Raw genomic sequence first — 13,288 nt, 5'->3', positions numbered from 1 at the left:
GCTACATACACCAGCAAGGGAGAAGTTCGATGGACGAAGAACAACGTGGCCTGGTGCCCGCGGATGGTCGGCGCGCAGGCGGACGCATGATGGCGCCTGTGGGCGCGACGAAGGAGATCGTCGTGAACGGTCGCCGTCACTTCGTCGAGGGCGACACCGTGGAGCACGACCAGCTCGTGCTGCTCGCCTTCCCCGAATTTCGGGCCGCCGAGGGGCATGCGCTGACCGTCACCTATCGAGGTGGTCCCCTGAGCGCCCCGGAGGGACTTCTGACGCGATATCAGAGGACGGAACTCGCCCGGGGGAGACCTTTGTCGTCGCCCGCACGATCGCGTCGTAGCGACGACCTCGCCCGGCTGAGACAGGAGGGCTACGACATCGCAGTCGAGGCCGGAGCGCTCCACGTCCGCAGGGTGCCCTACGTCACCTGCAGACGCGAGGTCCAACTCGGCACCCTCGTCGTGCCTCTCCGCATGTCGGCCGACGTGACCGTTCCTCCGACGGAACACCACGTGCGGTGGATCGGCGGCACTCCGCATTCCGCCACCGGGGAAGGACTCGTCGGCGTGAACGCAAGCGAGTACGGCGTGCCCGGACAGCTTTTCCTCTGTCACCGGCCCTTCGATCGCGAGTTCCGCGACTATCACGAACTCGTGACCTCCTACGTCAACCTGATGGGGAGACAGGCCGTCCTGATCGAACCGACAAGTACGGCACGCGTAGAGGGGCGCGTCATCGAGGACCACAATGAGGGCTCGCCGTTCCACTATGTCGATACGGCCTCGAGCCGCGCCGGCACGGAGGACCTGTCGCGAAGGCTGGAAGGGCAGACGATCGCGATCGTCGGCCTCGGCGGAACGGGTTCGTACGTCCTGGATCTGGTGAGCAAGAGCCCTGTCAGATCCATCCATCTCTTCGACGACGACACCTTCGACCAGCACAACGCCTTCAGGGCGCCGGGGGCGGCTTCCCTGGACGATCTTCGCCTGCGTAGGGCCAAGGTAGACCACTTCGCCGCCGTGTACTCGCGCATGCACCGCGGCATCGTCGCGCACCGCGGCCGCGTGCAGCAGGGCTCGCTTTCCGCTCTCGATCGCATGGACTTCGTGTTCCTGTGCATCGACGAGGTCGGTAGCAAGAAGGCGATTTGCAACCGGCTGGCGCGTGCAGGCGTGCCCTTCATCGACGCCGGCATCGGCCTCGAGGTGTCATCCGAGGGCATCTTCGGCCTCGTGCGGACGACCACGAGTACGCAGGAAACCCGCGCTCTCGCCCGGGAGTGCATTCCGGGAGCCGGCGGCGGGACTGACGATCCCTACCGCACGAACGTCCAGGTAGCGGACCTCAACGCGCTCAACGCAGCGCTGGCCGTCACGAGATGGAAACGCCACCTCGGCTTCTATCGCGATGGAGGCGGAGAGCATCAGAGCGTCTTCGACGTCGAGTCCGGACGCGTGCATACAGCCGACAATCGGCGCGGCGCATCGTCCATGCTCGACGCCTCACGGGGGGCGGCAACCCGAAGCTGAGTGCCGGCCGCCGCCGGTTGGACTTCTGTGACTGCCACGCGAACATGGAAGGCTTCCAGCCGAGACGAGCTGAGAAAGCACATGCGGGAGCTCGGCCCTAACAACGGGTAGCCACACGGGCCTGGGCGAGCTCGTTCCGTCATGTCGATGCCGACGGGATGTCGTCTTCAGGGGGTCGGATATCCGGACGAGTCCAAGCCTATGCCAAAGGTGACGTGCTCCACCGAGGGCGGGGCGCACGCCCCCCCAGGGCTTTAACGAGCGCCGACCGGCGACCGGTAGCAGCCGGCGCGCGGCTGCTCGGACGAACAGGCTAGAAAGTAGCCACTACCAATCTGCTAGGAGCAATCTGCCGTGACCCTCCGTACAGACCTCGACGAAGCGGTCGCGAAGATCTTCCGCGATCCCTGGAGCGTGACGGACGGTGTCGTAGTCCCGGAAAGCACCGACCTGACGCTTTCCAACACGGGGCGCTCGCTCGACGCGACGGTGCTCTATGCCGATCTGGCGGCATCGACCCGCCTCGTCGACGGATGGAGTCGCGAGTTCGCAGCAGAGATCTACAAGACCTTTCTTCTCGTCGCCGCGAAGCTCATCCGATCGCGAGGCGGCACGATCACAGCCTACGACGGCGACAGGATCATGGCCGTCTATGTCGGCAAGTCGCAGAGCAGCGATGCCGTCAAGACGGCTCTCCAGCTGCACTGGGCATGCGACAACATCATACAGCCGCGGCTCCAGAGGCAGTATCCGACCGCAACCTACAGCATCGCGCACACCTGCGGAATCGACCATTCTCCGGTCATGGCCGCAAAGACTGGTGTTCGCGGGGCAAACGACCTGGTCTGGGTAGGCCGCGCGGCCAACTACGCCGCCAAGCTCAGCAACGAGAGTAGCACGACGCCGACCTGGATCACCGAAGATGTTTATAGAAGGCTATCTGACGAAACTAGATATGGAGGTGATCCACGACAGGATATGTGGGCGCCACACCTGTGGTCATCGATGAACAATCAGCTCGTCTACAGATCTAACTGGCACTGGAGCTTGGCATAGATGGCTCTTGGCAGCGTTGTCGGCAATACAAGCATCATTGTAATGTGAATGCTGTTTGGGCTCGCAAGCGCGAACAGCGGAGCGCCATGTGCTAAAAAGGGCGCGGAGAGTGGCCAGACATCTAACGCTCGGAGCTGCATGCCTGCCGGATTAGTGTCAATCTTGGGCCAGCTTGGCTTCCTACCGTTCATCTACTCGCTTGCAATCCGTAACGTGTCGAGAACGGCGGTCGTTATCGTACCCGTCACCGGCAGCAAGCTATCCGCCTGAAACAGGCGGATCGAGGCGCGAAGGGCAGGACCCACGGCGCCGTCGATCGGGCCTTTGTAGAAGCCGCGCGCGAGAAGCGCGATCTGCACCCGCTTGACGATCTGCTCGAAGCGCTTCGTGCGACCGCTGAGCGCCGGCAGCTTCGGCTCCGGCGCACCCGTCGCGCCGGTGCTGCCGGCAAGTGCGTCCTGACCGAACTCCTCGGTTGGTCGAGGCTCGGGGGTCGTGGAGCGTGCCTGAGGAGTGTAGACCCGAGAGCGCGGAACGCTTCGCGGAGGCGTGTAGGCCGGCGGCGGCGTGTACGCGGGCTGCGGCGTGTAGACGGGAGCAGGGGAGTAGACGGGAGCGGGCGTGTACGAAGGCGAGCCGTACCCACCCGTGCTCGATCGGTGGCTCGTGTGGCTATAGTGGCCTCCGCTGCCCGACCGGTGGCTAGAGTGACTCGAATGGCTGCTGTGGCTGCGGTGCTGCGCCAGCGTCACCGCATGCCCCTGCCTGAACAGGTCGAACAGCGTAGGCTGATCGCCATCCGCGGGAGGTGCGTCCTGAGGTGTGGGCGGCAACGCCATGGCGTCCTGCCCCGTGAACCCCGCCGCTGCCAGGCTCGAAATCAGAAAATGCAGTCGCCTCATGCCGCCACGGCCCTGGTCTTCATCCACTCCTCCGGGTGCCATTCGAAAAAGCCGCAGCAGTTCGCCTGCTCGTTGCAGCCCGTACACGCAGGCGCGTACCTGCGCTTCCAATCCGAAATCGAGGCGGGCGCCTGCTCCCGGTAGTCGGCAGGGACGGTGCAGCGGGGAAAGTTGAAGAGGCTGCATCTGACCCCGTGAAGGGCCGCGAGGTCTAGCGCATCCGCCACCGGCTGGAAGCGGTCGGTATGGTCGACGTACAGCTCGTGCCAGCGTGCCCGGGCGAACCCGATGTTCTCGAGCTGCATGATCGACCACGTCCTCACGAAGGCGAGCCGGGTGACCACGTACCTGGCGAGCGAAGGCAGCGCGTCGAAGTTCGACGCGAGCAGCACGGTCCGGAGTTCGACTGCCGCTCCCGCTGCCATTAGATGTGCCATGCTCCGCTCCAGCCGGACGAAGGCACCCGGCTTGGCCACGATGCGGTCGTGAAGGTCCGCTTCCGGTGCATAGAGCGGGATGCCCCACGTTACCCGAGCGAAGACCTTGCCCCTCAGTCTCGCGACGTCGTAGGCTTCGAAGTGCTGTCCATTGGTGAGGACATGGAAGGACAGGTCGGGCCGCGCGGACAGGACGTTCTCCAGCAGCGTCAGCAACCGCTCCTTGTACAGAGTCGGCTCGCCTCCGGTTATGCCGATCACCGAGTCGCGCTCTGCCAGCATGGCTGCCGCCTCCAGATGGTCGAAGCGGTCGACGTGCGTCTTCTTAGGCGGCTGCGAGCACATCACGCAGAGCTGGTCGCAGCGCTCCGTGACCAGCAGCGTGTTGTGCGGAGACCCTGCGCGGAGCAGCCGGTCCACCCGGCCCTCGCGCGGGTTCACCATGACGACGTCTCCACGGAGGTCGCCCGCGGAGGCGCCGTCGATTGCCAGGAGCCCGAAGGGGGTGGCGAACGTCGCCCCTTCCTGGTCGTCGTCGATCAGCAGAACGCCGTCGTCCTCACCAAGCCGGACGACGAACGGCTCCTCCGCCTCGCACGTCGCGAGAAGCGCGAGAGGAATCATGCCAGCAGCTGTCCCATGCGACTCGGCGTGCCGGGGAGGCGCAGCCATCGGGCAAGCGAATGGCGGACGGCAGGATCGTCCTCGTAGATCAGCCGGAACGCGAGATCGAAGATCGCCTGGTGGCGCTGACAGAAGGCGGTTTCGTGTCGGGGCTTATCGATCCGCCCGTACCGTGCGACGTCGTCGATGACGTCTCTCCCGCAGAATGGCTGGAACGCGCAGCGGCCGCACGCAGGATCGTCGTCGTTCGAGGCATGGGCGTTCAGCGCCTGCAGCGCAGGCCCGTCCCAGCCTCCACTCACCGTGCCGATCGCCAGATCGATCACGCCGGATCGCGTAAGCATACGCGCCTCGTCCGTCGGGAAGACGCGTCCGTCATGGTCCACGACGACGTAGTCGACACCCATCGGGTTCGGGTTGCGCAGATCCACGTGACGGTCCGCCCCCGGCTGGAAGATTCGGCGGAGGATGATGGAGAAGTAGGTTTCCTCCAGCACCACGTCGCGGTTCCGCCAGTTGCGCGCGATCAGCTCGCGCACGAAGCGTTCGTGATAGGCGTGCCAGGAGGCGTCCTGCTCCCGAGACTGCGCGTGGCGCTTGCGAGCGAAGCCCTGATAGTTGATCGGCCGCAGGAAGATGCTGGCGAGGCCGCGGGAGGCGTAGGCGTCTATCAGCTGCGCTGCATCAGGAGGCGCCTGCGGATCGATCGTGGGAAGGGCGGATACCTTTTCCGGCCCGAGACGCGCCAGGACCTCGTCGAGATTGGAGAAATAGTTCGTCGTGTCGCCGACGGAGCCGGTCCGCTGACGAGCGTGGGTCTCGAACGCGCCGTCGAGCGAGGTCGAGACGAATACGTCGTCGCGCTGGAGAATGGCCCAGATCTCGTCGTCGAGCCGCTGCAGGTTCGTGCAGATCACGAACTGGCGTTCGCCGAATCGCTCCGTCCTGGCGATCACGGCCCTGATCAGATCGGGACGGAGCGTCGGCTCTCCGCCCTGAAACTCGATCTTGATGCGATCGCCCGGAAGCGAGTCGAGCAGTGCGAGCACGTCGGCAAGCGTCTCGTCGGACCAGTCGTAGCCGACCTTCGTCTGAGCGACGCGCGACACCTGGCAGTAGCTGCAGTTCAGGTTGCAGCGCAGCGTCGGGACTAGAATGAGATAGTCGAGCGTGCCGGCCACGTCGCGCCGCCGAGCGACGGCGTGAAGATGCGACATCCAGCCTAGCGGATCGTCCACTGAAACCGCGAGTCCCGCTCTCTCGAGAGCTGCCACGTCCTGCGCGCTCTCGTCACCGCCGGCTATCCTCGTCAGCATGTCGAGCGGTGCGCACGCGAAGGCTCCACCGTCACCGACAAGAAGCGCATGATCGTCGGCCAGCGGCCACGCGCGCATCGCAATCGTCGATGTCATAGCCCAAGCGCCTTCCGCACATCACTGCGGTGGGCGTGAGCCTGTGCGAAGAGCCTCTCGTTCGCAGCCCGCACGGCCTCGATAATCCAAGCGGCACGCCCGACACTCGCGGCGGCATCGGTCAAGACAGGCACGTTGGCCCGCGGCTCGTTCTCTAACATTTCGCGTTCCCCGCCCGAGACTTACGCTGCTAGGCGATCTGAAGGCAAGAAGGCTAAGCCGGTACATGTCATTTCGGATTGATCGAGCTTTCGCGCGAGCTTGCGCCGATCAATCGCACAGGTAGGCTTCTTGCTCGAAGGTCAACGACGAGAGCTCCGCGATCCACAGATCGACGGCGCTTGCTGAGAGTATCGCTCGCATGCCGAAGAACGGAACGTTGCCTCCGGCGGTGAAGTCGCGGGGATCCTCCGGCGGCGGCTGCGGAAAGCTGGTCGCGATTGCAGTCGTCGTCATGCTCTGCCTGGCCGCTTATGCAGGGCGTAGCGGTAGCGGTCGTACCGCCGAAAGTGAGCCGACTTCGCTCGTGGACACTCCCGCTCCGCCGCCACCAATTCCGGTCCCGGCCGCGGTTCAGACTGCCGCCACGGTAGAGCCGCTGTCCCGAGCCGAGGTGGCCACAGGTGCGCGGGCGCTCGCCTCCATGAGGGCCGCAGACGGATGGTCCGGAGCGATGATCTACAGCCGCAACTGCTATGCGTCGCTCGAGCGGCGCTTCGCCTGGAACGATCTGGATCGATGCGGCGGCTTCGATGCATCGGCCGCCGGGCTGCTGGACGATGCGACCATCTCCGACGAGGCTGCGACCTGGTTCGAGAGTGAAACTGCGGCCGGACGGTATCTGGCGGCCGCCATAAAGGCGGGAAGCGCACCCGCCGACGCCGACGTGCGCTGGAGCAAGGTGGGTGAGACGCTGCCTGCAAAGAAGGTCGAAGCGGAGACCGCGGAGTCGGAGCCTTCCGAGGCGGCGTTGGACGACGCTGCGGATAACCTATCCGGGCAGTAGCGGTTCGCAATCTGGGCAGGCGATCCTGCAACGGCCTTCATCGAGTTCAAGGATCGCCGTCCAGGACGGGACCAACGCCACATGCCGCGCGATTTACACCTGAGATGATCAGGCGCAGCGAGCCAGCGAACGCGGCCTGTCGCTCTTACGCGAGACCTTCTTCTCGCCTAGCGCCTGATCCGCCTGCGCGAGGAGTTCGTCGAACTCTGCCGCATGGACCGACATACGGCTCGAACCCACGCTGACCCGAACGCGCAGTTCGTGGCCGGCTGCTTCGATAGGCTGCTCGACCGCCCGCTCGATCGAGAGCGCACGCGTAGCCACCATATCAGGGCTTTCGGCTGCGGCCTGGATCACGACGAACTCGTCCCCGCCAAGCCGCGCGACGATGTCGTACCTCGACGTGACGGCCAGCAGCCGCTCGGCTACCGCCCGCAGCAGAGCATCGCCGACAGCATGGCCGAGCGCGTCGTTCACCGCCTTGAAGTCGTCGAGATCCATATAGTGGACGGCGTACCTTCTGATCGGCGCGGGGGCGGTCTCGAGCGCAGCTACGTCATCGACGAGGCCGAGGCGATTCAGCAGACCGGTCAGATGATCACGTCGTGCCAAGGCCGCGAAGGCGAGACTGATCGCAGACTGTCGCCTCTGCGCGTCATGACGGCGCGAGAGGCTCCGCAGGCCGCCGGCGAGCAGGGCCAGCAGGCAGACGCACGAGACCGCGTCCGGACCGTCTCCACGTGACGCGAGCACCGTGGCTGTCGGCATGACGGCCACGATAACGCTGGGGACGGCGATCGCAGGGCGCAGAGCCGCGGTCGCCACGGCGCCGGCCGCATAGCCGACCACGAGGATGGCAACGGGAGTGCGGAGAGCCGGATCGGGCAGGAACGTCGTTCTCGCGGCAAAGCAGCCGAAGATCACGGCAAACGCTAGGTACCACCACGCATAGCGCCGCTCCAGGCGCCTGGCCGCGTCGCACGTCGTCGTCACGACGGTGTGGGTCGACCTTCCACGGAAGAGCAGCTCGAGACGGGCGGCGCTGACGATCGTCCCCGCGCACAGGAGGACGATGACGAGAGGATCGGCAGTGCGAGCCGACGCGAGCGTCGCCACGGCGACGAACAGCAGGCTCATCATCGTGGCCGGCATGCGCGTGGCAAACAGGCTCAGCACCCGCTCGACATATGGATCGGGATGATCTCGCGGAGAGATAGTGGAAGCGGGGCTGTTCACGTTGTCCGGCTAGAGAAAAAGCGTTGAAAGAAGGCGAACATGGATCGACTGGGCTCGGCCTGTGATCCGAACGCGGGGCGCCGACCGCGGGCAGGAAAGCGCCCGATCGACCGACGTTGGTCGAATCGGACGGGCGAGAAGCCATAGGTCACGCCGCCGTTAACTTCCGCCATGCACCTTCGCCGGGGGGACAGAGCTAGGGGGGACACGTGGCTTCGATCCACGCGGACGAGCACAGGCACATGATCGGCCTTGCATCGACGATCATCGCACTGGCACGCCACGACGCATGCGAGCGTGCAGACGAGATCGCGCGACTTCGTCTTCAGTTCGCCCGGCTCGTTAACAGCCACTGCGCCGAGGAGGGCAGGGCGATCCAGGACGCCGTACGGGCCGGGATCGTGCCTTCCGACCTGGCGTCGTCCATGCAGCGGGAACTGCTTGCGTGGCGAGCCGATCTGGCGACCTGCAATTGCGAGTGGCCCTCGTCCAGGCTGATCCGAGAGCCATCCGAGTTCGCGATCCGCTTCAGGAAGCTGATCGAAGCGCTGCAGAGCTACGTCGCGCGAGAGGAGGCTCAGATACTCACGCCCATGGGTCGGGCCTGAGCCAGACCCGTCCTGCGCGGCCCGAATTGTGCGCCGCTCGTTCAGGCGAAGCGGGCCTCGACCTCGATGACGAAGTTCTGCAGCCAGCCCGCTTCCACGTTCACGATGTCGGCGGCTGCGCCGGTCAGTCCAAACTTCATGTCCGTCGACTGGACGAACCTCATCGTCCCCTTTCGGGCATTGCGCGTGGCGGCGACCACCTCCGGGAAGTCGTCGATCCAGATGTACGGCTGACGGCGGGGTTGCCGGGCTGGGCTCGCGTAGGTGAGATTGAGCCTGCGCTCGTGCTGGTTCTTCAGCTCCGCGCCGACCTTGCCGGAGATCGCCTCGAGATGGCCCCCGACGACCGCGTGCTTGCTGTCGGTCGAGCGGACGAGAATGCTGAGAGCCTCCAGCCTCGTCTCGGCGCGCATGTAGTCGATGATCTCCGCCACCTTCTGGCTCATGATGTAGCCGTGGAATTCGGCTGACCGCACGATGACCGACTGCTGGCTCCGCTTGGGGTGCCGGAGATAGGTCACGCCGCGCACGAGCGGCTGGTCGTGAGCGTCGATGATGCCGTCCGCCTCTTCCTCGGAGAGGTAGGTCACCTTGGGCTGGGTGCCCGGACCGAAGATCACCTCCCCGGCGGCTGCGACCGCGACTCCGCTCGCGGTGGCGACGCCGAGGGCGAGGCCGGTCGTCGCGATTGCGGGAGTCGCCACGACTGCAACCGGCGCCAGCAGCGCGGCGAAGTAAGGTCGCTCCTTCGCCTGCCGCAACGCCCATTCGCCCCAGCCTTCGACTTCGCCTTCGCGAATCTGGATGATCTCGACGCTCATGACTTCCCCCTGGCCGACGTGACTAGCTTCGTCGCCGGTCAACGCAAGGTCGTCCTTGCCCTGCTCGCATGTTGCGTCCCGAATGCGACACCGTTTCGAAGCTACTCGCCAAGCCTCGTTGAGCGGCTTTCGGCAGAAGCCTCGCACCGATGGACCCATGACAATGATCAAGCTGCTCGCCGCCGTCGACGTGCAGCGTTCGTAGCCGTGCGGAAGCTGCTCGAGGCAGGGGCGAAGACCGATGAGACGGGTTGGCTCGGCCGGGCGCCATCTCGGGCACGCAGGAGCGCGCCCGAGCGCCTGGCCTCATAGAGTGATGTGCAAGCCCAGGTCGAAGCGGCTGTAGTTCACGTTGCGCTCGATGAACTGGTCGGTCGTCCCCGCATACAGGAAGTTGTTCGAGTTCGTCAGGTTGGTGGCGTCCGCGAAGATCTGCAGCGTGTCGCTGAGATTGAAGCGGAGCGCGAGATCGAGCTGCCCGTAGGCGGCGTGATACTGCGGCACGCCCTCGTTGTCGAAGTTGCAGCTCGTGATCCACTTCGACCGCCAGTTGTACGACAGGCGGGTCTGGATCCTGCCGTTGTCGTAGAAGCCGCTCGCGTTGTACGTGTCCGGCGACAGGCCGGTGAAGCCGCAGGTCGACGTGCGCGCTTCGACGTGCGTGTAGTTGCCGGTGATGCCGAAGCCCTGTGCCCAGCCGAACCGCTCGTCCAGCGCGTACTGTCCTGCCACCTCGACGCCCTGCACGCGCGCGTCGCTCACGTTCCGGGTCTGCGTGACGAAGACGGTCTCGGGCGCCCCCGGGATCGTCTCCTCCGTTGTCACCGCCTGGAAGAGCCCGCGCAGGTCCTTGCGGAAGGCGGCCGCGGACACGTAGTTGATCGACGAGATGTACCACTCTGCCGACAGGTCGTAGTTGTTGCCGAACTGGGGCTTGAGCCCGGGATTGCCGCGCGCCAGCGAGAGGTTGCCGACCGAGCCGGACCAGTTGTCTCCGAACCGCAGGTCGTTGAGGTCCGCGCGCGTCAGGGTGCGCGACGCGGCCGCACGCAGCACAAGGCGGTCGGTCAGGTCGAAACGGATGTTCCCCGACGGCAGCGCGCTCGTGTAGTTCGCCTTCCCCGACAGCTCGGTCGCGGGCGAGTAGACGAAGGTGTAGCTGCCGGACGGGCCGGCCTGGAAGCCGGTCACCGTCTGTCCGAAACCCGTCGACAGGGTGTCTACGTGGACAACGCGCACGCCGACGTTCCCGGATAGGCGACTCCAGCGCCAGGCCGCGTTGACGTAGCCGGCAGCGACCTTCTCCTGGGTGGCGAAACTGCCGCCGGGATTGTTGACCAGCGCGAAGGGGCCGCCCGGCCGCGCAGGATCCGCCGCGATCAGCGCGCAGTTGCCGGTGCACGACACATTCCCGGCCGCGTCCGTCTGCGGAAGGTAGCTGCTGCTGTAGTTGCCACGGCTGTTCAGCTGAGCCGCCTGCGAGAGGTAGGCGGCGAGCTGCGCCGGATCGTAGCCGATGAAGCTGTTCGCCGGCGGGATGGCATCCCCGCTCAGGAAGTGTCTCCCGAGCGAGACGGGCCGAAACAGCGAGGTGGGAAAAGGGAATGTCAGCGTGTTGTACGAGTCGGACGGGTTCGAGTAGTCCTTCAGGCCTTTGAGATGATCCTGATAGTCTCCGCCGATCTCGACATTCGAGAGGAAGGAGCCATCGAACCTGTAGCGCGCCAAGAAGCGGCCCTCGTCGATTCTGTCGTCTACGCGCTGGCCGTAGTTCTGGAACGTACCGATCCGTGCGAGCGATGGATCGCCAAGGACGGCGTCGTTGTCGGTGACGAGCGGATTGCCATCCTTGAGCTGGTAGCCGATGCTGCTCTGCGCGTAATTGCCGACAAGGATGTAGGGGTCGTCGGGCTTGTTGCCGGTCGACTTCGCGAAGGAAGCGTCACCCTCCAGCGTAAGCTGGTCTGTGGGCTCCCACCTGGCGTTCAGGCCGATGTCGTAGCTCTTGGCGACCCGGTCGCGCGCCCGAACCACCGACAGCGTCTGCGGCTGGACGACCGATAAGGGGGCGCCGTTCGCGTCCCGTGCCGCCGCCAGAGCCGCGGCCACCCCAGGACTGCCGAGGAACGTCTGACCGGGATAGGTACCCGACACGAGCACGCCGTTGCTGCTCACGACCGGGTCGACGACGGTGTTGCCGAAGATTGGGTTGAGGATCGAATCCGAGATGCGCTGGTGAAGCTCGGAATAGAAGCCGTCCGCGGTGAGCAGCAGCTTGTCCGTCGGCTTCCACTGGACGCTGCCGCTGCCGAAGTAGCGCTTCGTCCCGCCGCGGACGACGCCGTAGCTGATCTGCCGTGGCCCCTTGAAGGTCTGCGGCGAGACGACCGGGTTGGCGGTCCCGCCCGAAATGACGTTGAACGCGCCGGCATCCCACTGCCCGACCCGGATGTAGTCCTCGGAGGCGCGCAGGTCGGTGTAGGAGCCGGAGACGGCGACGCCGAACGTCCGATCGCCGTTCTGCCATGACGCGATGCCGCTGGCGGTGGGCCTGACGGTATCGACCTTGGAGACCACGTTCCCCTGGACGGTCAGGCTTGCGTACGACTTGTCGCCGTCCAGCGGCCGCGGCGTGATGATGTTGATGGTCGAGCCGATGCCGCCTTCGGTCAGCTGCGGCAGCGAGGTCTTGTTGACGTCGAGCCGCGAGATCATCTCGGACGGCAGCACGTCGAAGTTGAAGCTGCGCCCGCGGCCGCCGCCATCGGGCGCGAAGGCACCCGTGTCCGACGGCAGGGAACGGCCATTGAGCAGCACGTTGGTGAAGTCCGGGCCGAGCCCGCGGACGGAGACCTGCTGGCCGAGGCCGAAGCTGCGCACGACCGAGACGCCTGCGATGCGCTGAAGCGACTCGGCGAGATTGTTCTCGGGGAACTTGCCCGCGTCCTCCGCCGTGATGCTGTCGACGACGTTGCCGGCGCGTCTCTTCGTCGCCAACGCCGAGGCGAGGCTGGCCCTGATGCCGGTCACGACGACCTCGCCGCCTGCTGCAGGGGCGCCATCGGCAGCCGGCGAGGCGGTCTGCGCTCCGGCGACCGCAGGATCGGATTGGAGCGGAACCGCGTCGGTCGCGTCGGGCGTGCCGGCGTTGCTGCTGTCCTGGACTCCCTGAGACGTCTGTGCGCCCGCACCCGACGCCACCGCCAGGCAGGCGAGCGATGCCGCGCCGAGCAGCACGGGCCTGAGATACCGCATCATCTTCCCTCCGAAACCTGGATCGGGAGCGATGCCGAATGCGGCATGACCGCGTGATGCGAAGCAAGCCCGATCTGCCGTCCTGACCGTGTCTCCGGCCCCTACGGCGCGATCAATCTGGAAACAATCCATTACAATCGATTAACAAAGACGAACACCAAAGTATGCCGTCAATGGTGCCAATGATCTCCGAGAAGGCTTCCATGCGGCTGGCCGAACCGAGTGCCTGGATCGGCGCGGAGCGCTCGTGGCCGCCCGGCCGCGGGAGGCATCTCAATTCCCGACCTGCTCGTCGGCGGATGCCGTGACATGACCTGTCGAGAGGATCACGCCAAAATCAGCGGCGTAGGGAACTGTCGAATGTAGCAAGTCGATGGCTGATGTTGCTGTCCTGAAGACGGC

Annotated in this window: 11 protein-coding genes; 4 read left to right on the top strand and 7 right to left on the bottom strand. The window is 65.5% G+C overall.

What is annotated here, in order from left to right; genetic code table 11:
- Positions 1-29: 29 nt before the first annotated feature.
- The gene (locus FHY02_RS14160) at positions 30-1,529 is read left to right on the top strand and encodes a ThiF family adenylyltransferase (RefSeq protein ID WP_183923246.1); all 1,500 of its coding nucleotides are present in this window, start codon (positions 30-32) and stop codon (positions 1,527-1,529) included.
- A 354-nt stretch (positions 1,530-1,883) separates the two neighbouring features.
- On the top strand, positions 1,884-2,585 hold the full coding sequence (locus FHY02_RS14155) for an adenylate/guanylate cyclase domain-containing protein (RefSeq protein ID WP_183923244.1): 702 nt from the start codon (positions 1,884-1,886) through the stop codon (positions 2,583-2,585).
- A gap of 191 nt (positions 2,586-2,776) precedes the next feature.
- Here the strand turns inward: FHY02_RS14155 and FHY02_RS14150 are convergent, their stop codons facing one another.
- From FHY02_RS14150 to FHY02_RS14135, 4 genes are all read right to left on the bottom strand, one after another.
- On the bottom strand, positions 2,777-3,487 hold the full coding sequence (locus FHY02_RS14150; protein WP_183923242.1) for a peptidoglycan-binding protein: 711 nt from the start codon (positions 3,485-3,487) through the stop codon (positions 2,777-2,779).
- Complete coding sequence (gene hxsC / locus FHY02_RS14145; RefSeq protein ID WP_183923234.1) at positions 3,484-4,548, bottom strand: His-Xaa-Ser system radical SAM maturase HxsC; 1,065 nt, start codon at positions 4,546-4,548, stop codon at positions 3,484-3,486. The genes FHY02_RS14150 and hxsC overlap by 4 nt, the downstream gene beginning before the upstream one ends.
- The gene (gene hxsB / locus FHY02_RS14140) at positions 4,545-5,960 is read right to left on the bottom strand and encodes a His-Xaa-Ser system radical SAM maturase HxsB (protein ID WP_260172903.1); all 1,416 of its coding nucleotides are present in this window, start codon (positions 5,958-5,960) and stop codon (positions 4,545-4,547) included. The genes hxsC and hxsB overlap by 4 nt, the downstream gene beginning before the upstream one ends.
- Before the next feature lie 270 nt (positions 5,961-6,230).
- Positions 6,231-6,416, bottom strand: coding sequence for a hypothetical protein (locus tag FHY02_RS14135; RefSeq protein WP_183923232.1), 186 nt, complete (start codon positions 6,414-6,416; stop codon positions 6,231-6,233).
- Between the two features lie 217 nt (positions 6,417-6,633).
- On the opposite strand from FHY02_RS14135, the gene FHY02_RS14130 reads away from it, so the two are divergent.
- The gene (locus FHY02_RS14130) at positions 6,634-6,966 is read left to right on the top strand and encodes a hypothetical protein (protein ID WP_183923231.1); all 333 of its coding nucleotides are present in this window, start codon (positions 6,634-6,636) and stop codon (positions 6,964-6,966) included.
- 108 nt (positions 6,967-7,074) lie between these two features.
- Here FHY02_RS14130 and FHY02_RS14125 read toward each other — a convergent pair whose 3' ends face one another.
- Positions 7,075-8,142, bottom strand: a complete 1,068-nt coding sequence (locus FHY02_RS14125) for a GGDEF domain-containing protein (RefSeq protein ID WP_183923229.1) — start codon at positions 8,140-8,142, stop codon at positions 7,075-7,077.
- A gap of 302 nt (positions 8,143-8,444) precedes the next feature.
- On the opposite strand from FHY02_RS14125, the gene FHY02_RS14120 reads away from it, so the two are divergent.
- Complete coding sequence (locus FHY02_RS14120) at positions 8,445-8,810, top strand: hypothetical protein (protein WP_183923227.1); 366 nt, start codon at positions 8,445-8,447, stop codon at positions 8,808-8,810.
- Positions 8,811-8,851: 41 nt separating this feature from the next.
- On the opposite strand, the gene FHY02_RS14115 is transcribed toward FHY02_RS14120, so the two are convergent.
- The gene (locus tag FHY02_RS14115; RefSeq protein WP_183923225.1) at positions 8,852-9,631 is read right to left on the bottom strand and encodes a hypothetical protein; all 780 of its coding nucleotides are present in this window, start codon (positions 9,629-9,631) and stop codon (positions 8,852-8,854) included.
- 306 nt (positions 9,632-9,937) lie between these two features.
- A complete protein-coding gene (locus tag FHY02_RS14110) occupies positions 9,938-13,018 on the bottom strand; it encodes a TonB-dependent receptor (RefSeq protein WP_183923223.1) in 3,081 nt (1,026 codons plus the stop codon).
- Positions 13,019-13,288: the final 270 nt, after the last annotated feature.

The organism is Sphingomonas sp. BK069 (assembly GCF_014193405.1).
GTDB lineage: Bacteria > Pseudomonadota > Alphaproteobacteria > Sphingomonadales > Sphingomonadaceae > Sphingomonas.
The sequence above is the reverse complement of the archived record's forward strand: the minus strand, read 5'-3'. Positions and strand labels throughout refer to the sequence as shown.